The sequence below is a fragment of the Sphingomonas jejuensis genome (genome assembly GCF_011927695.1).
In the GTDB taxonomy this organism is placed as follows: Bacteria; Pseudomonadota; Alphaproteobacteria; order Sphingomonadales; family Sphingomonadaceae; genus Sphingomonas_K; species Sphingomonas_K jejuensis.
The window spans coordinates 266,647-283,614 of the sequence record NZ_JAATJE010000002.1; the positions used below are offsets into that span (position 1 = coordinate 266,647).

The following is a 16,968-nucleotide window of genomic DNA, read 5'->3' on the forward strand; positions in this document are numbered from 1 at the left end:
GCCGGACGTGCAATCGACACCCGCGGCGATCGCACGCTCGGCACCGTCGGTGGTGCCGTTGCCGGCGCCCTGCTCGGTCGTGAGGTGGAGCGCGGCACGGATCGTCGTCGCTGCCGATAAGGCTTAGGACATCCGTCAGCGATCGAGGGGAGGCGAAAGCCTCCCCTTTTTCGTATCTACAGCGCGTTGCTGTCATCCTCGTCCTGACCGTCGGTCAGCACGTCGTCGCCGTCCTCGTCGTTGAGGTCGTCGTCGTCCAGATCGTCGACGGACGCACCGGCCATCTCCTGGAAGCCATCCGGCGCTTCCGGCGCCCGCCCATCCAGTTCCTCGTCCAGGTCGCCGCCGCGATCCTGCGTCATGTCCGTCTTGATGATCCCGTCGCCAGGACCGCCGCCTTCATATTCATGAACTTCGGCGCGCTGGCTTTCGTCATAACCGTCGCGATCGTTTTCGGGGTTGAGCGGGGTGCGCGGGCTCATGGCCGATCCTTTGGCAAAAGAGGTTGGACCTGCGAAGCGCGTGAGGATCGTGCCCGGTTCCTCTCCCCAGCCTTATTCGGCAGCCTCCGGCACACCACGGCGAAACAGCGTTCCCCGTTCCGTTATGAAGGTCAGCAACAGGGATCCCAGACCCGCTACCAGGAAGCCCAAGTAGAGCGGAACGGCAGTGCCATCAAACGCCTGCCCGATCAGCAATCCCATGACTGCGCCCGCCGTGCTGCCGATGAAGCCCTGCACGCTCGAAGCCATCCCGGCCATGCGCCCCATGTTCTCCATGGCCATCGCACCGAAGTTCGATCCGGTCAGGCCGAAGCAGGCCATCATCGCCGCCTGCACCGCCACGAACAGCACCACCGTCTCGCGTCCCGTCAGTGCAAGCAGCAGATGGACCGCAGCGAACGTAATGAAGCCGATCAGCGCCCAATGCGAGATGAACCGGGTGCCCAGCCGCAGCACAAGCCGTGCATTGAACCACGACGCAACCGCCATAGCAGTGCCCACGGCCGCAAACACCGGGATCAGCAGGTCGGCGCGCCCGTAAACATCCGTAACCACCTGCTGGATCGAGTTGATGAAGCCGTAGAGCGCGGCCAGCAAAAGTGCGAAGGCAGCGGTGTACCCGACCGACATACGGTCCGACAGAGTGCCGCGGAAACCCTGGATCAGCGCGGCGATGCTCAGCGGCCGCCGGTTTTCTGCCGGCAAGGTCTCCGGCAATCGCCACGCCGCCCACATCAGCAGCATCGCCGCCGCAGTCGCCAGGGCGGCAAAGATCGCCCGCCAGGGCGCGACCGTCAGGACGAGCTGGCCGAAGATCGGCGCGAGAATGGGCGCCGCCATGAACACGATGAACGCCAGGCTCATCACCCGCGCCATTTGCCGCCCGGAATATCGGTCACGCACGATCGACACAGTGAGGACGCGGGACGACGCCACGGCCACGCCGCTTAGCAGGCGTGCGGCAACCAGCAGCGTGAAGCTCCCCGCCACCGCTGCCGCGATGTTGAAGAGGATGGTAAAGCCAAGGCTTGTCAGCAGCACCGGCTTTCGTCCGAACCGGTCGGACAAGGGCCCATGCACGATCTGGCCGAGACCAAAACCGATCAGGAAAGACGCGATTACCCATTGGCGATCGTTGTCGGCCACCACCTGCAGGCTTTCGCCAATCGCGGGCAGCGCCGGCAGCATGGAATCGATCGACAAGGCGGTCATCGCCATCAGCGCGGCGATCAAAGCGACGAATTCGGTGAAGCCAATGCGATCGTGGCCCATGTCGACCGACGCGAGGGAGCTTTGCTTTAGCATGGCTGCCAGATGGTTCCTTCTGCACTGCAGCGAAACCCTGCAGGAGCAGAAAAACCGCTCCGGCGCACAACGACCGGACAGCCACTCCGTTCAAAGCCGGGCCAGACGTCCTATATCGGTGCAGCGAGCTTCCCTTTTGGGCCCCATGCGGCTATGGGCGGCGCGCTCTCAGTCCTCCAAGATGAAGGTTGCCGCTTGGCGAAGGAAGAACTGCTCGAAATGCGTGGCCAGGTTGTGGAGCTTCTTCCCAACGCCATGTTCCGTGTGCGCCTTGAGAATGATCATGAGGTTCTCGGTCACACTGCCGGAAAGATGCGCAAGAACCGCATCCGAGTTCTCGTCGGCGACGAGGTTCTTGTTGAACTCACGCCCTATGATCTGACCAAGGGTCGGATTACCTATCGCTTCAAGTAAGCGCTTGGGAGCCGCAATCGGCCCATGCGTCTGATCCTCGCATCATCATCGCCACGCCGGCGCGATCTGCTGGCGCGGATCGGCGTTTCTGTCGACCTGGCGGTATCGCCCGACATCGATGAGAGCCCGAAGACGGGAGAGCTGCCGCGCGACTACGCGGTGCGTCTCGCGGTGGAGAAAGCGTCGGCCGTCCCCCGGCCCGCGGGCGACATCGTCGTCGCGGGCGACACCACCATCGCCCTTGGTCGGCGCATCCTCCCCCCGGCCGGTGACGAAGGCATTCAGCGCCACCTGCTCTGCCTCCTGTCGGGCCGCCGCCACCACGCACTGTCAGCCGTCTGCGTCATCGATGGAGCAGGCAAGGTGCGAACGCGTCTGTCGGACACGATCGTCGCGTTTCAACGCCTCTCCGACGAAGAGATCGACGCATATGTCAGGTGCGGTGAGGGCCTTGAGAAGGCAGGTGGCTACGCCATCCAGGGCCGTGCGGAGGCATTTGTCCGCTTCATGAGCGGAAGTCACTCCGGCGTGGTCGGATTGCCGCTGATGGAAACGCGGCGGCTGCTCCGTGCGGCCGGCTATCCGCTCGACTGACAGGTGGCAAGCCGCTGGCTGTTTGAGGACGGCATCGGCGAGCGGCGCGCCGCCCTGGTCGATGGTGGCTCGATCGTGGAGGCCATGGTCGAGCGCGACGATGATGGGCCCGTCGTCGGATCGATCCTCCCTGCCCGCCTCCACCAGGTGCTCCAACCCGGGCGCCGCGCGATCGCCATCCTTGACGGCGGCGTCGAGGCGCTGCTGGAGCCCGTGCCGGCAAGGATCACGGAAGGCATGGCGTTCGTAGCCGAGGTCGTCCGTGAGGCGCTGCCCGAGGCCGGAGCGCTCAAGCGCGCGCGGGTGCGGATGGCACCTGATGACGCCGCTCTCGGCCCGGGGCCCGACCTTTTCGCCCGTCTCTCCTCCAGCCCCCATCCCGTTCAGCCTACCCGGCATCACGACAGCGACCTGCTGGAGGCGGCCGGCTGGGGTGAAGTGCTGGACGCCGCGCGCACGGGCGATCTCGATTTCGACGGCGGACGGCTGCGGATCAGCCCCACACCTGCCATGACGCTGATCGACGTCGATGGCGACGGGGACCTCGCCGCGCTGGCCATCGCCGGAGCCGCCGCGTCCGCCGCTGCCATCCGCCGCCTTGGCATCGGCGGGTCGATCGGGATTGATCTGCCGACGGCCGGCCGCAAGGACGCACGCCTGGCGGCGGCGGAAGCGATCGACCGGCTGCTGCCGCAACCGTTCGAGCGAACGGCGGTGAACGGCTTCGGTTTCGTGCAGATCGTCCGCCCGCGTGCGCGCGCCTCGCTGATCGAGCGCGTCCGGGAGGATCCGGCGGTCAGCGCCGCGCTCGCACTGCTCCGCCGGGCGGAGCGCACGCCCGGCGCCGGCCCGCTTCACCTCACCGCGACGCCAGGCGTGCTGGGCCGAATAAGGGAGCGCGGCTGGTCCGGTCTGCTTGCCCGGCGGGTGGGCGCGGAGGTCGTCTTGCACCCCGATCCCGGCAGACCCATCTGGGTTGGCGATGTCCACCGCCAGCCGCTCTAATGCCGCCTGTCCGATCTGCGGCACTGCACCCTCGCCTGAGTTCAAACCCTTCTGCAGCCGCGGCTGCCGCGACCGCGACCTCCTCAACTGGCTGGGCGACGGTTATCGGCTTCCCGGAAAGCCTGTGCCAAACGGGCTGGACAGCGACGCCGACCCCGCCCTATAGGCCCGCTTCCGCGATGCGGGCCCAGGTAGCTCAGTTGGTAGAGCATGCGACTGAAAATCGCAGTGTCGGCGGTTCGACTCCGTCCCTGGGCACCACCCCGCCCTTGCCAACAGATCTGATCAGAGTTTCCGCGGCTGCGTGACTCTGCCGCCGGCAAGCCTATTTCTTGCGGCCGAAGTCCACCGACACGACGTTTGATCCCGGCTCAACCGGCGTCGCCACCGGCGGCTCGTCGTTCTCGGCATCGTCGTGCGGTTCCGGCCCGCCCTCATCTTGCGCCTTGAACTGCAGCGCGAAGTTGACGCTGGGATCCACGAAGCCCGTCACCGCGGCGAATGGGATCGACAGCTTGGCCGGCACCTGGTTGAAGCTCAGCCCGACCTCGAAATGCTCGGCTGCGACCTTCAGGTCCCAGAACTTGTGCTGGATGACGATGGTCATCTCGTCGGGAAACCGCTGCAGCAGGCTGGTCGGCATCTGCACGCCGGCAGAGCGCGTCTTGAAGGTGATGTAGAAATGGTGCGCGCCCGGCAGCACGCCCGTTTCCTCCACCTCGCCCAGCACCCGACCCACGACGGCGCGCAGGGCTTCCTGCACGATCTCGTCATAAGGGATGAGGCTGTCGGGCGTGTCGGTCATGCTCCTTGGCTGGTGAACCCGATGGTCGCCCCGGTCAAGACGCGTTGCGCGCACTCCGCCGGGCGCTATAGCGACGCGATGCGCACCGGCACCTCCGAACGGACCACCAGCGAAACCGCGCTCCGCGTGACCGTCGGCCTCGACGGCACCGGGCGCCACGCCATTCGCACCGGCATCGGCTTTTTCGATCATATGCTGGAACAGCTTGCCCGCCACTCGGGCATCGACATCGACGTTGAGGCGAAGGGCGACCTTCACATCGACCAGCATCATACGGTGGAGGACACGGCGCTGGCGCTCGGCGGCGCGCTGGCCAATGCGCTCGGCGAAAAGGCCGGTGTCGCGCGTTACGGCGAGGCGCACGCGCCGATGGACGAAGCGCTCACCCGGGTCGCGCTGGACCTGTCCGGTCGTCCCTGGCTCCACTGGCGCGTGCCCTTCACGCAGCCTCGGCTGGGCGAGATGGACACCGAACTGTTCGAGCATTTTGCGCACAGCCTGGCGCAGACCGCTGGCATTACGCTGCACGTGGAGCTGCTCTACGGCCGCAACAATCACCACATTGCCGAAAGCGTGTTCAAGGGGCTTGCCCGCGCGCTCGGCCAGGCGGTGGCGCTCGACCCGCGCAAGGCGGGCGCGATCCCGTCCACCAAGGGCACGCTCGCCGGCTGAAGGAGCCTTCAATGATTGTGGTGCTGCTCGACTACAAGGCGCCGATCGAGGAGATCGACCGTCACCGCGCCGATCATCTCGACTGGCTGCGGCAGGGCGTGGCCGACGGTCGCCTGCTGCTCGCCGGGCGACAGGTTCCGGTCACCGGCGGCATGTTCCTGGCGCGTGGCACCAAGGAGGATGTCGCCGCCTGGGCCGCGACCGATCCGTTCGCTGTCCACGATCTCTCCGACTATCGCTTCATCGAGGTTGCGCCGTCGGTTGTCGCGCCGGGGCTGGAGGCGCTGAAGTCTTGACGCTCGCGCTTATCGATTACGGCGCGGGCAATCTTCGCTCTGTCGAGAACGCGCTGCGGACGGTGGGCGCGGAGGACATCTGCGTCACCGCCGATCCGGATGTGGTGCGGGCCGCTGATCGGATCGTGCTCCCCGGGGTTGGCGCCTTTGCCGCTGCCGCGACGGCCCTGCGGGCCGTGCCGGGCCTGGTCGATGCGCTGGACGAGCGTGTCCGCCGCGACGCCCGGCCGTTCCTGGGTGTCTGCGTCGGCATGCAGCTGATGGCGTCCGTCGGGGAGGAGCATGGCGACACCGCGGGGCTCGGCTGGCTTTCCGGCCGCGTCCGGCCGCTTTCGCCCGCCGGCGCGCTCAAGGTTCCGCACATGGGCTGGAATGACGTCCGGCCCCTTGGGGGAAGCGCGCTTCTAGAACCCGGCGAGGCCTATTTCCTGCACGGGTTCGCCTATGAGGGCGACGGCGTGCTTGCGACCACAGACCATGGCGGCACCGTCACCGCGGCGGTCGGGCGGGAAACGGCGATCGGCGTGCAATTTCATCCCGAGAAAAGCCAGCGCTACGGCCTCGCCTTCCTCCGCCGCTTTCTGGACTGGTGCCCATGATCCTTTTTCCCGCAATCGACCTCAAGGCCGGACAGGTGGTCCGCCTGGCCGAGGGGGAAATGAACCGCGCCACCGTCTATGGCGACGATCCGGGCGCCCGCGCGCGCCTGTTCGGAGAGGCTGGCGCCACCCACCTCCACGTTGTCGACCTTGACGGCGCCTTTGCCGGGACGGCGCGCAACGCCGACGCCGTGGCATCCATCCTGGCGTCCTTTCCGGGGCATGTTCAGCTCGGCGGCGGCATCCGGACCCGCGCCGATATCGATCGCTGGCTGGACGCCGGCGTCTGGCGTGTCGTGATCGGCACGGCGGCGCTGGAGCAGCCCGATCTCGTCCGGACCGCCGCGGCCGCCCATCCCGGCCGGATCGTGGTCGCCGTGGACGCGCGGGGCGGCATGGTCGCCACCCGCGGCTGGGCCAATGTCACGGACGTTGCCGTGGCCGATCTGGCCCGCCGGTTCGAGGATGCGGGGGTCGCCGCGCTGCTGTTCACCGACGTCGGCCGTGACGGGCTTCTGAAGGGCGTGAACCTCGACGCAACGGTGGCACTTGCCAAGGCGGTCTCGATCCCCGTCATCGCGAGCGGCGGCGCTGCCGGGATCGAGGATATTCGCGCCGTGGCGGAGGCCGGCCTTGCCGGCGTGATCGTCGGCCGCGCGATCTACGACGGCCGGATCGACATGGCCGAAGCGCTGGCGGTCGGCCGGCCATGATCGCCCGATGACGGTCCGCATCCGCGTCATCCCCTGCCTCGACGTCGCCGGCGGCCGGGTGGTGAAGGGCGTCAATTTCGTCGACCTCAAGGATGCTGGCGATCCCGTCGAGCAGGCGCGCGCCTATGATGCGGCCGGTGCGGACGAGCTCTGCTTCCTGGATATCGGTGCCAGCCATGAGGCGCGCGGCACCATGGTCGATGTGGTGGCCCGCACGGCGGCGGTCTGCTTCATGCCACTCACCGTCGGCGGCGGCGTCCGGTCGGCCGATGATGCCCGCGCGCTCCTGCTGGCGGGCGCGGACAAGGTTGCGGTCAACTCCGCCGCGGTCGCCCGCCCGGAACTCGTCGGCGACATCGCCAGCCGCTTCGGAAGCCAGTGCGTGGTTGCCTCGGTCGACGCTCGGGCAGTGGCACCGGGTCGCTGGGAGGTCTTCACCCATGGCGGACGCCGCGCAACCGGCATCGATGCGCTCGACCATGCCCGCCGCCTCGCCGCCCTCGGCGCGGGCGAGTTGCTCGTGACCTCAATGGACCGGGATGGAACCCGCGACGGCTATGACCTTGCGCTCACACGCGCGGTGGCCGATGCGGTGGACGTGCCGGTGGTGGCGAGCGGGGGCGTCGGGTCCCTTGATCATCTTGTCGCAGGGGTCGTGGATGGCGGCGCCAGCGCGGTGCTCGCCGCGTCCATTTTCCACTTCGGCGAAGCCAGCGTCGGGGACGCGCATCGTGCGCTGCGAACGGCGGGCCTTTCCACACGGGAGCCGGCATGACCACGCTTGAACGTCTCGATGCCGTGATTGCCGATCGCCTGTCAGGTGATCCGGCCAAGTCCTATGTCGCGCGCCTGGCTGCCGGCGGGGCGCCGCTTGCCGCGCGCAAGCTCGGCGAGGAAGCGGTGGAGACGCTGGTCGCGGCGCTGGACGACGATCCCGCAGCCCTGACGGCCGAGGCCGCCGACCTCTTGTTCCACCTCCTCGTCCTCCTCCGCCTGAAGCACGTCGCGCTGGCCGACGTGATGGCGGAGCTTGACCGCCGGGAAGGTGTCTCGGGTCTGGACGAAAAGGCCGCCCGCACGGCAGGATGACGCGCATGCCCGTCGACATCACGCAGCCCTATGACCCGAACAACATCTTCGCCCGCATCCTGCGCGGTGAGATCCCCGCCAGGCGGGTCTGGGAAGACGATCATGCCGTCGCGTTCGAGGACATCGCCCCGCAGGCTCCGACCCACGTCCTGGTCATTCCGCGCGGCGCCTATGTCTCGTGGGACGACTTCTCCGATCGGGCGAGCGACAAGGAGATTGCCGGCTTCGTCCGGGCGGTCGGCACTGTTGCCCGCATGCTAGGCCTGGATGCGAATGGATACCGGCTGCTCGCCAACATCGGCAGCCATGGCGGGCAGGAGGTGCCTCACCTTCACGTCCACCTGTTCGGCGGCCGGCCGCTCGGCACCATGCTCGCCGGCTGACCGAACCAGCCGGGGATTGCGCCCCCGGCGATTGCCGCTACGCTCCCACTCTGATCAGGAACGCGGCGCCCAAGCGCCCAAGGGGATTACAACCAAATGGCAACCAGCCCACCGCGGCGTGGCGTGATCGAGCGGATGTTTGCTCGCAAGTCAATCGCACAGGTTCAGCATGAAACGGCCTCCAGCGAGCTCAAGCGGACGCTCGGCAAGTGGAACCTGCTGCTGCTGGGCGTCGGCTGCATCATCGGCGCAGGCATCTTCGTGCGCACCGGCAGTGCCGCCGCTCTGCATGCAGGCCCTGCCGTTCTCCTGTCGTTCGTCGTTGCCGGCATCGTCTGCGCCTTTGCCGGACTCTGCTATGCCGAGCTTTCCTCCACGCTTCCGGTGTCCGGATCGGCCTACACCTACGGCTACACCACGCTTGGCGAATTCGTGGCCTGGACAATGGGTGCACTGCTGCTGCTCGAATATGGCCTGGCTGCGTCCGTCGTTGCCGTCGGGTGGGGAGGCTACGTGGTCAGCCTGCTTGCAGATTTCGGATTGCAGATCCCGCTCCAGCTAACCGGCCCGGCCGGATACACACTGATGCGCGACGGCGTGCCCGTTCTCGTCGACGGGCAACCGGTGACCACCATTTTCAACCTTCCCGCTTTTCTGATCTGCCTCGCACTCGCGGCGCTCCTGGTGCGTGGCGTCTCGGAATCCGCGAAGGTCAACAACGCCATCGTTGCCATCAAGGTCAGCGTGTTGGTCGCCTTCATCGTGGTTGGCGGCCTGATTGTTCTTGCCAATCTGTCTGACCTCGTGGCCACCAACTGGACCCCCTTCATCCCGGCCAACGAAGGAGAGGGGCGGTTCGGAGCGGAAGGCATCATGCGCGCGGCCTCGATCGTCTTCTTCGCCTATATTGGCTTCGAAGCAGTCTCGACGGCCGGGCAGGAAGCCAAGAATCCGCAAAAGGACATGCCCTTCGGGATCATCGGGTCGCTGGTGGTGTGCACCGTCATCTACATGCTGGTCGCGGCCATCATGACGCTGCTGGTGCCCTACGCCTCGCTGAACGTGCCCGATCCGGTCGCGGTCGTTGTGGACAGCTTCGGCCCGACGTGGAGCTGGCTGGCCAAGATCATCAAGATCGGCGCGATCATCGGCCTGACGTCTGTCGTGCTGGTCCTGATGTATGGCCAGACGCGCATCTTCTATACCATGGCGCGCGACGGCCTGCTGCCGCGCGTTTTCGCGACCGTCCATCCGCGCTTCAAGACGCCCTACATCAACACGATGTTGGTCGGCGTGATTACCGCCGTTGCGGCCGGCTTCTTCGACATCAACGTTCTGGGCGACATGACATCGGTCGGGACGCTGGCGGCCTTCGCCATCGTCTGCCTGTCCGTCATCTACCTTCGCCGGACGGCGCCCGACCTGCCCCGCGGCTTCTCTGTGCCGCTGTATCCGGTGCTGCCGCTGCTCGGAATTCTATCGTGCGCTTACCTGATCACCACCGTTCCCTGGGCCGTGCTCCAGTTCTTCCTGTGGTACATGCTTGGCGCCGTGATCCTCTATTTCGTCTACGGCATGCACAATTCGAACCTGCAGCGGGGGCGAGGGCAGGACGATGCGCCCGACATGGGCGAATATGTCGCTCCGGTTGGTGAGCAGCCCTGAGCGGTCGGCTCCGCTGATCAACAAAAAGGCCGGACACCGCGAGGTGCCCGGCCTTTTCACTACGGCAACAGATCTCTCATCCGAGGCGGGCTTCGACCAATGCCTTGATGTCCGCGACCGGCCGCGCACCGATGTGGCTGATCACCTCTGCCGCGCACACGGCGCCGGCAGTCAGGCTCTGCTCCAAGGACAGGCCGCGCGCCTGCCCGTGCAGGAAGCCCGCGGCGAAGAGGTCGCCCGCGCCGGTCGTGTCCACCACCTGATCGATCGGCTCAGCCTTCACGGTGACGCGTTCGCCGTCCTTCAGCGCCATGGCCCCATCGGCCCCGCACGTCACCACCAGCAGCGGGACCCTCGGCGCGATTGCAGCCAGTGCTCCCTCTAGATCATTCTGTTCCGTAAGCGAAATGATCTCCGCCTCGTTGGCGAACAGGATGTCCACGTCGCCATTGTCGATCAACGCGACGAAATCTCCTCGGTGGCGCGAGATGCAGAACACGTCCGACAGTGTCAACGCGACCCTCAACCCGGCCTCGCGGCTCGCCGCGATCGCCGCTCGCATCGCTGCCCTCGGCTCTTCCGGATCCCACAGATATCCTTCCAGATACAGGATCGAAGCCGACCGGATCATGCCCAGGTCCAGCGCCGCCTCCGGCAGGAACTGCGACGCGCCGAGATAGGTGTTCATGGTGCGCTGCCCATCCGGCGTCACCAGGATCAGACAGCGAGCCGTTGAAGGCTCGCCCGGCCGCGGCTCGGTCGTGAAGTCCACGCCGACCGCCTTGATGTCATGCGCGAAGACATGGCCTAGCTGATCGTCCGCGACCTGTCCGATGAAGCCCGTCCGACCACCCAGCGCCGAAATCCCGGCAACCGTGTTCGCGGCGGATCCGCCGCTGATCTCGACGCCCGGCCCCATGGCCGCATAGAGCGCCTCGGCCTCGTCCATCGAGAAAACAAGTTGCATGGAGCCCTTGTTGAGCGCCCGCTCGGCGATGAATGCATCGTCAGCCTTGGACAGGACATCGACGATCGCGTTGCCGATCGCGACGACGTCATAACGGGTGCTGGTCAACAAAAATCCTCCTGAACAAAGTCCGATGCCGCATAGCGGTTGCGAAAGCGCGGTCAAAGGGCGGCGCTTGACCCTGGCCGACCCGTGGGCGATCGAAGCGCATGGCACGGGCGCTCCTCCTTTCGCTCGCTCAGCTCGGAGATCGCGCAATCCTGCGGGTTCTCCTGAAATCGCTGCTGGTGACCTTCCTTCTGCTGGCTGCTTTGGTCGCGCTTGCCGCATTCGCCGCCGATCGGCTGGGGAGCGCCTGGTGGCAGTCTGACGAAGGCCTATTCGCTGTGGCCGGTGCATTGGCGGCGCTGGTGGCGGGCGCGCTGCTGTTTCGGACGTTGGCGGTGGCGGTTCTCAGCTTTTTCGCCGACGAGATCGTGGCGGCCGTCGAGCGGCGACATTACCCGGCAGCGAACCGGACGCGGCTCGCACTGCCGTTCCGTCGAGAGATCGGGATGGCTTTGCGTTCGGCGATCCGTGCCGGTGTGGCCAATGCAGTGGCTTTGCCGCTCTACCTGCTTCTCCTGGTGACCGGGGTCGGTGCCCCGCTGCTCTTCATTGCGGTGAACAGCCTTCTGCTCTCGCGCGATCTGGGGGAAATGGTCGGGTCTCGTCACCTGTCGGAGCCGGCACTGAAGGAATGGCTTGCGGCCAGCCGCCGGGCGCGCGCGGCGACCGGACTTGTCGCCGCGCTGCTGTTCGTGGTTCCTGTCGTCAACCTGCTGGCGCCCGTCCTTGGCGCTGCCATCGCAACACACCGGTTCCATGGAGATCGACGAGCGTGACGCAACGGTACCTGCTCCTCGCGACAGCGTTGCTGGCCATCGGAGGCTGCACGGCGGTGCCGACGGGGTCGACCACCGCGCCGCCGCGGTTGCCGACGGCCAGCTACACCACCGCCGGGCTGGAGCGGGTGCTGGGCCATGACGCACCCGCGTTGCAGCGCCTGTTCGGTGAGCCGCAGCTTGATGTGCGGGAGGGACCAGCGCGCAAGCTCCAGTTCGGCGGGGCGTGCGTGCTCGATGCCTATCTGTATCCGAGCCGCGCCGGCTCGGCGCCGGTTGTGACCCATGTTGACGCCCGACAGGCCGATGGCCGCCCCATCGACAGGGCGGCATGCGTGTCGGCGCTGGCGGGGGCGCGGAGCCGATAGGATTCCACAAGCAGCGCCCTCCCGCCTTGTGTTGGAGCGCACCGGGCCGCTACCACGCTGTGGGCCGAGACGTGAGGGGGACGACCGTTGGGTGATCGTTTGGCGCTTCATGCCGCCGGGCTGGTGAAGTCGTTCGGAGGACGGCGGGCGGTCGATGGCGTCGACCTGTCGGTGCCGTCGAACATGATCTACGGCGTGCTGGGGCCGAACGGCGCCGGCAAGACCACCACCTTGCGCATGCTGCTGGGGATCATCGATCCAGACCAGGGCGACCGCACCGTGCTCGGCTGCCAGCAGCCGCGCGATGCCGGCGACCGGATCGGCTACCTGCCGGAGGAGCGCGGCCTTTATCCGGCCATGAAGGCGCGCGAGGCGATCGCCTTCATGGGAGCTTTGCGCGGCCTGCCCTGGCAGCTGGGCCGCAGCCGGGGCGCCGAGATGATGGAAGCGGCCGGCCTGGGCCATGTGGTCGACGAGAAGATCCGCAAGCTGTCCAAGGGCATGGCGCAGCTGGTCCAGCTGCTGGGATCGCTTGTCCACCAGCCCGACCTGCTCGTGCTGGACGAGCCCTTTTCCGGCCTCGACCCCGTGAACCAGGAGCGGCTCGAGAAGATCGTGTTCGCCGAGCGCGACCGCGGCGCCACCGTGCTGTTTTCCACCCATGTCATGGCGCATGCGCAGCGCCTGTGCGACCGGCTGGCGATCATCAACCGTGGTCGCCGCAGGTTCGAAGGAACGGTGGACGACGCGCGGTCGACCCTGCCGATGCGCGCCCATCTCGTCCCGCGCGACCCAGACGGGGTCCAGACCCTGCTGCCCCCGGATGCCGTCGAGGCGGCGGGAGGCGGGTTCGACTTCACGGTTCCGCCGGAAGGCATCGAGCCGGTCCTGGCGCGCGTGATCGAGGGCGGGCACGGCGTGGCTGGCCTGTCCGTGGAAAGACCCAGCCTGCACGACGCCTTTGTGTCGATCGTGGGCCAGGATGGGCGGGAGATGCACCGATGATCGGCCGGTTCCTGCGTCAGACGCTGGTCGTCGCCCGGCGCGACTTCGTCGCGATCGTCTTCACACCGACCTTCCTCATCTTCCTGCTCGCGCCGTTGCTGATGCTGGGCTTCGGCGCGATCGGTGGAGCGGGCGCGGCGCGGCTTGCCGAGGGCAGCGTGGACCGGAACCGCGTCGTCGTGATCGCGGATGCCGCGACCGGCCCCCGCGTGACCGCCGCGGATGCCGGCCTGCGCACCGTGTTCCGGTCGGAGGAAGCGCCCCCTGCCCTGGAGATCCGCGCGCCGGACGCGGACCCGCTGCGCCAGGCGCGCGCCTTGTTCGATGCCGGCGACATCGAGGTGTCGGCGGTTCTGGCCGGCCCGATCGAAACCCCGCAGATCCTCCATGGACCACGCGGCGACCGGTCTGCGGCCTATCTGCGGCAGCTGGCGGAACGCGTCGTGCTGGGCGAGCGGGCGGGCGCCGACGGACAGATCGTCACCGCCACCCTGACGGAGGTCCAGCGGTCGGGCGCCACCAGCAGCTCCCGCCAGGCGGCAGGCTTCTTCGCCGTGTTCGCGATCTTCCTGGTCACCCTGCTGCTCGCCAGCCAGGCGGTCGGCATGCTGGCGGAGGAGCGCGGCAACAAGGTGATCGAGGTGCTGGCGGCCGCGGTGCCGCTGGAGGCGGTGTTCCTGGGCAAGCTGCTGGGGCTGTTCGGCGTCGCGATCCTCTTCATCGGCTTCTGGGGTGCGCTGGGCGCCCAGGGCATCATGCTGTTGCCGCCCGAGCTGGCGGTGGCGAGCGCGCTGCAGCCGGCGATCGGGCTGCCGATGTTCGCGCTGCTGTTCATCGTCTATTTCATCATGGCGTTTCTGATCCTGTCGGCGATCTTCCTGGGCGTGGGCGCGCAGGCATCGACGATGCGCGAGATCCAGATGCTCTCCCTGCCCATCACCATGCTGCAGCTGGGCATGTTCGCCCTGTCTGCGGCGGCGGCAGGCAACCCGGGCGCACCGATCGCGCGTGTGGCCGAGCTGTTCCCGCTGTCATCCCCCTTCGCCATGGCGGCGCGCGCGGCGAACGACGCCAGCCTGTGGCCGCATCTGCTGGCCATCGCGTGGCAACTCCTCTGGGTGATGATCGTGATCTGGCTGGGTGCGCGGCTGTTCCGGGTCGGCGTGTTGAAGTCGGGCGGCGGCCTCAGCCTGCCGTTCCGGCGCAAGAAGCCGGTGGCCGAACCATCCTCTTGAAAAAACAGGACCGGCGTCCGACGTCGGTCAGCATGAACACATCGCGAGACGTGAGCCGTCGTGCCCTGATCGGGCTGGGCGTCCTTGGCGCGGGCGCCGTTGCCGCAAGCCGGCTGGGCCTGGGCGCCGAGCCGGCGCAGGCGCAGACCTATCCTTTCCGGCTGTCGGAGGCCGAGTGGCGGCGCCGGTTGTCCCCGGCGGCGTTCAACGTGCTGCGCGAGCAGGGCACGGAGCGCCCCTACAGCAGCCCGCTGAACGAGGAGCACCGCGCCGGCACCTTCGCCTGCGCCGGCTGCGGACAGCCCGTGTACCGGTCGCGCACGAAGTTCGAGAGCGGGACGGGCTGGCCGAGCTTCTGGGCGGCGGTGCCGGATGCGGTCGGCACCCGGCGCGACACGTCGTTCGGCATGGCGCGAACCGAAGTGCATTGCAGCCGGTGCGGCGGCCATCTGGGCCACATCTTCAACGACGGGCCGCGTCCGACCGGCCAGCGCCACTGCATCAACGGCGTGGCGCTGACCTTTCGTCCGGCCTGACACTGCCCGCCCCCTTAGTGGACGAAGCGGGCCACCACGTCGCGGTAGGAGCGGCTGACCTTCACCTGCGCGCCTGAGTTGAGCACGAGGAAGCACTCACCATTGGTGTGGGGCTTCACCTGCTTGACCAGGTCCAGGTTGACGATGGTCGACCGGTGGATCCGCTGAAACCGGCGGGGATCGAGCCGCTTTTCCAGATCCTTCATGGTTTCGCGCAGTATCAGCGTGTTGTCGCCGGTGTAGATGCACATATAGTCGCCGGCGGCGTCGATCCGTTCGATCGAGTCCACGTCGACGCGGAAGATCTGCCCGCGATCCTTGATGTTGATGAGCTTTTCGAAGCGGTTGGAAGACGGGCCGTCCTCCGTTCCGTCGGCCATCGCGTCCGCGGCCTCCGGCGCGACTTCGGCGAGCACGCCCTTCAGGCGTTCGACCTCTTCCACGCCGCGCTTTTCCGACAAACGCTGGCGCACGCGGTCGAGCGTGTCGGACAGGCGAGTCTCGTCGACCGGCTTCATCAGATAGTCGACCGCCTGCGCCTCGAACGCGCGAATGGCGTGGTCGGAATAGGCGGTGACGAACACGAACAAGGGCGGTTCGACCTCCATCAACCCCTGCACCACGGAGAAGCCGTCGAAGCCGGGCATCTGGATGTCGAGGAAAACGAGATCGGGCTTGTTGGTCTTGATCGCGCGGATGGCCTCGCGACCGTTTGTGCAGGTTTCGATGACTTCGATATCGTCATGCGCCTGGAGGCGGAGTTGCAACCCCTGCGTGGCGAGCGGTTCGTCGTCCACGAGGATGGTTCTGATCGTCATGCGGCTTCCCTGCTGTGCTGGTCCGTCTGGAAGGGGATGTCGATGGTCACGCCAAAGCCCCCACCGGGTTGCGTCTTCGCCTCGAACCGGTGGTCCGCGCCATAGGCCTGGGACAGACGGTCCCGAATGTTCGCCAAACCGACGCCGGTGGAATAGCTGGGTAGTTGCGATCGGTCGTTCAACCCCGGGCCCGAATCGCGCACCGTGAGGAGCACGCGGTCCCCGACGAGCCGCGCGCCCACGGAGATGTCGGCGCCGTCCTCCTGCGGGGTGACGGCATATTTGATCGCGTTTTCGACGAGCGGCTGGAGCAGAAGCGAGGGCAGCTGCGCCTGTGCGGCCGCCGCGTCGATGTCGAAGCTGGTGCGAAGGCGGTCCTCGAAGCGCATCTTCTCGATCTCGAGATAAAGCTTCAGCGTCTCCACCTCCTGCTCCACCGTCACCTGCGCCGTGGGCTCGTTGACCAAAGTGTAGCGCAGGAAGGACGACAGGCGCGACAGCATCGCATTGGCCCTGTCGGTCTGCTTCAGCAGCACCAGCGTGGAGATGGAGTTGAGCGTGTTGAACAGAAAATGGGGATTGAGCTGGTAGCGCAGCATCGCAAGCTGCGCCGAGGTGGCCTGCCCTTCCAGATGGGTCAGCTGATCCGCCTGCTCCTCGACGACCAGGTAAAAGTTGATCGCGAAGTAGAGCGCCGACCAGGCCGCGATCACGACAAAGTCGAGGAAGATGAGCCCGCTGAGCAGCCGGATGTTGAAGGCCTGACCACTGCCCTGGACCACATTGTAGATCCAGGCGTCGATCAGCGAGTAGATGGCGGCCGCCAGCAGGATGGTGACGATCGATCCGCCATAGGTGACGAGCGGGCGGCGGTCGCTCAGCACCCGGAAGGCCGCGGCCATGACCAGCGTGATCGAATAGCCGGTGGCGGTCGACACCAGGATCGGGATGATGAAGCTGGCGGTGAGGCCGTTCGAGAAGCCCGACACGGCGCGCAGGATCAGATAGCCCGCCCACCCGACCGTCTGCAGGTTCCAGAAGGCGCGGTTCTTGTCATCAAAGAACGGCCGCTGCGTGAACCCGATGGCGCTCATGCCCCATCGTCTAGCGCG

At 67.0% G+C, this 16,968-nt stretch carries 24 protein-coding genes and 1 tRNA gene; 19 read left to right on the forward strand and 6 right to left on the reverse strand.

All coding sequences use genetic code 11. The annotated features are described in order from the left end of the window. Nucleotides 1–12: 12 nt before the first annotated feature. Nucleotides 13–120, forward strand: coding sequence for a glycine zipper 2TM domain-containing protein (locus GGR88_RS15625; protein WP_342449813.1), 108 nt, complete (start codon nt 13–15; stop codon nt 118–120). A gap of 56 nt (nt 121–176) precedes the next feature. On the opposite strand, the gene GGR88_RS10755 is transcribed toward GGR88_RS15625, so the two are convergent. Both GGR88_RS10755 and GGR88_RS10760 read right to left on the reverse strand, forming a co-directional pair. Further along, nucleotides 177–482, reverse strand: coding sequence for a DNA primase (locus GGR88_RS10755; RefSeq protein ID WP_167954826.1), 306 nt, complete (start codon nt 480–482; stop codon nt 177–179). 72 nt (nt 483–554) lie between these two features. After that, nucleotides 555–1,775 (reverse strand): multidrug effflux MFS transporter, encoded by a 1,221-nt coding sequence (locus GGR88_RS10760; RefSeq protein WP_167954828.1) that lies wholly within the window; start codon nt 1,773–1,775, stop codon nt 555–557. A 228-nt stretch (nt 1,776–2,003) separates the two neighbouring features. On the opposite strand from GGR88_RS10760, the gene infA reads away from it, so the two are divergent. From infA to GGR88_RS10785, 5 genes are all read left to right on the forward strand, one after another. Then, entirely contained in the window at nt 2,004–2,222 is a 219-nt protein-coding gene (infA, locus tag GGR88_RS10765) for a translation initiation factor IF-1 (protein ID WP_167956146.1), read from the forward strand. 24 nt (nt 2,223–2,246) lie between these two features. Next, on the forward strand, nt 2,247–2,816 hold the full coding sequence (locus tag GGR88_RS10770) for a Maf family protein (RefSeq protein WP_167954830.1): 570 nt from the start codon (nt 2,247–2,249) through the stop codon (nt 2,814–2,816). Nucleotides 2,817–2,819: 3 nt separating this feature from the next. Continuing rightward, nucleotides 2,820–3,821 (forward strand): ribonuclease, encoded by a 1,002-nt coding sequence (locus GGR88_RS10775; protein ID WP_167954832.1) that lies wholly within the window; start codon nt 2,820–2,822, stop codon nt 3,819–3,821. Next, on the forward strand, nt 3,799–3,987 hold the full coding sequence (locus tag GGR88_RS10780; protein WP_167954834.1) for a DNA gyrase inhibitor YacG: 189 nt from the start codon (nt 3,799–3,801) through the stop codon (nt 3,985–3,987). The genes GGR88_RS10775 and GGR88_RS10780 overlap by 23 nt, the downstream gene beginning before the upstream one ends. A 19-nt stretch (nt 3,988–4,006) precedes the next feature. Next, a tRNA-Phe gene (locus GGR88_RS10785) sits at nt 4,007–4,082 on the forward strand. 64 nt (nt 4,083–4,146) lie between these two features. Here GGR88_RS10785 and GGR88_RS10790 read toward each other — a convergent pair. Further along, entirely contained in the window at nt 4,147–4,626 is a 480-nt protein-coding gene (locus tag GGR88_RS10790; protein WP_167954836.1) for an SspB family protein, read from the reverse strand. Between the two features lie 78 nt (nt 4,627–4,704). Between GGR88_RS10790 and hisB the strand changes: the two genes are divergently transcribed. The 8 genes from hisB to GGR88_RS10830 all read left to right on the forward strand — a co-directional run bounded on the left by hisB (nt 4,705) and on the right by GGR88_RS10830 (nt 10,043). Continuing rightward, nucleotides 4,705–5,298, forward strand: coding sequence for an imidazoleglycerol-phosphate dehydratase HisB (gene hisB / locus GGR88_RS10795; protein WP_167956148.1), 594 nt, complete (start codon nt 4,705–4,707; stop codon nt 5,296–5,298). Nucleotides 5,299–5,309: 11 nt separating this feature from the next. Further along, nucleotides 5,310–5,594: a YciI family protein gene (locus GGR88_RS10800; protein WP_167954838.1), complete on the forward strand. Its 285-nt coding sequence runs from the start codon at nt 5,310–5,312 to the stop codon at nt 5,592–5,594. Then, complete coding sequence (gene hisH, locus GGR88_RS10805) at nt 5,591–6,193, forward strand: imidazole glycerol phosphate synthase subunit HisH (protein WP_167954840.1); 603 nt, start codon at nt 5,591–5,593, stop codon at nt 6,191–6,193. The genes GGR88_RS10800 and hisH overlap by 4 nt, the downstream gene beginning before the upstream one ends. Further along, on the forward strand, nt 6,190–6,906 hold the full coding sequence (gene hisA, locus GGR88_RS10810; RefSeq protein ID WP_209023374.1) for a 1-(5-phosphoribosyl)-5-[(5-phosphoribosylamino)methylideneamino]imidazole-4-carboxamide isomerase: 717 nt from the start codon (nt 6,190–6,192) through the stop codon (nt 6,904–6,906). Before hisH ends, hisA begins: the two co-directional genes overlap by 4 nt. 7 nt (nt 6,907–6,913) lie before the next feature. Then, nucleotides 6,914–7,681 carry an imidazole glycerol phosphate synthase subunit HisF gene (hisF, locus tag GGR88_RS10815; protein WP_167954844.1) on the forward strand — a complete coding sequence of 256 codons (768 nt, stop codon included), beginning with the start codon at nt 6,914–6,916 and terminating at the stop codon, nt 7,679–7,681. After that, nucleotides 7,678–7,995, forward strand: coding sequence for a phosphoribosyl-ATP diphosphatase (locus GGR88_RS10820; RefSeq protein WP_167954846.1), 318 nt, complete (start codon nt 7,678–7,680; stop codon nt 7,993–7,995). The genes hisF and GGR88_RS10820 overlap by 4 nt, the downstream gene beginning before the upstream one ends. A 5-nt stretch (nt 7,996–8,000) precedes the next feature. Further along, nucleotides 8,001–8,378: a histidine triad nucleotide-binding protein gene (locus GGR88_RS10825; protein WP_167954848.1), complete on the forward strand. Its 378-nt coding sequence runs from the start codon at nt 8,001–8,003 to the stop codon at nt 8,376–8,378. Between the two features lie 96 nt (nt 8,379–8,474). Next, nucleotides 8,475–10,043 carry an amino acid permease gene (locus tag GGR88_RS10830; protein ID WP_245196831.1) on the forward strand — a complete coding sequence of 523 codons (1,569 nt, stop codon included), beginning with the start codon at nt 8,475–8,477 and terminating at the stop codon, nt 10,041–10,043. A gap of 76 nt (nt 10,044–10,119) precedes the next feature. On the opposite strand, the gene GGR88_RS10835 is transcribed toward GGR88_RS10830, so the two are convergent. Beyond that, nucleotides 10,120–11,118, reverse strand: a complete 999-nt coding sequence (locus tag GGR88_RS10835; protein ID WP_167954851.1) for an adenosine kinase — start codon at nt 11,116–11,118, stop codon at nt 10,120–10,122. 101 nt (nt 11,119–11,219) lie between these two features. Here GGR88_RS10835 and GGR88_RS10840 point away from each other — a divergent pair, with 101 nt between their 5' ends. From GGR88_RS10840 to msrB, 5 genes are all read left to right on the forward strand, one after another. Then, nucleotides 11,220–11,894 (forward strand): EI24 domain-containing protein, encoded by a 675-nt coding sequence (locus tag GGR88_RS10840; RefSeq protein WP_167954853.1) that lies wholly within the window; start codon nt 11,220–11,222, stop codon nt 11,892–11,894. Then, on the forward strand, nt 11,891–12,262 hold the full coding sequence (locus GGR88_RS10845) for a hypothetical protein (RefSeq protein ID WP_167954855.1): 372 nt from the start codon (nt 11,891–11,893) through the stop codon (nt 12,260–12,262). Before GGR88_RS10840 ends, GGR88_RS10845 begins: the two co-directional genes overlap by 4 nt. Nucleotides 12,263–12,349: 87 nt before the next feature. Further along, nucleotides 12,350–13,267, forward strand: a complete 918-nt coding sequence (locus tag GGR88_RS10850; protein WP_167954866.1) for an ABC transporter ATP-binding protein — start codon at nt 12,350–12,352, stop codon at nt 13,265–13,267. Continuing rightward, nucleotides 13,264–14,502, forward strand: a complete 1,239-nt coding sequence (locus GGR88_RS10855; RefSeq protein ID WP_167954868.1) for an ABC transporter permease — start codon at nt 13,264–13,266, stop codon at nt 14,500–14,502. Before GGR88_RS10850 ends, GGR88_RS10855 begins: the two co-directional genes overlap by 4 nt. Before the next feature lie 32 nt (nt 14,503–14,534). Next, on the forward strand, nt 14,535–15,038 hold the full coding sequence (gene msrB / locus GGR88_RS10860; RefSeq protein ID WP_167954870.1) for a peptide-methionine (R)-S-oxide reductase MsrB: 504 nt from the start codon (nt 14,535–14,537) through the stop codon (nt 15,036–15,038). A gap of 14 nt (nt 15,039–15,052) precedes the next feature. Here the strand turns inward: msrB and GGR88_RS10865 are convergent, their stop codons facing one another. Both GGR88_RS10865 and GGR88_RS10870 read right to left on the reverse strand, forming a co-directional pair. Next, entirely contained in the window at nt 15,053–15,856 is an 804-nt protein-coding gene (locus GGR88_RS10865; RefSeq protein ID WP_167954872.1) for a LytR/AlgR family response regulator transcription factor, read from the reverse strand. Further along, a complete protein-coding gene (locus GGR88_RS10870) occupies nt 15,853–16,950 on the reverse strand; it encodes a sensor histidine kinase (RefSeq protein ID WP_167954874.1) in 1,098 nt (365 codons plus the stop codon). Before GGR88_RS10870 ends, GGR88_RS10865 begins: the two co-directional genes overlap by 4 nt. Nucleotides 16,951–16,968 lie beyond the last annotated feature (18 nt).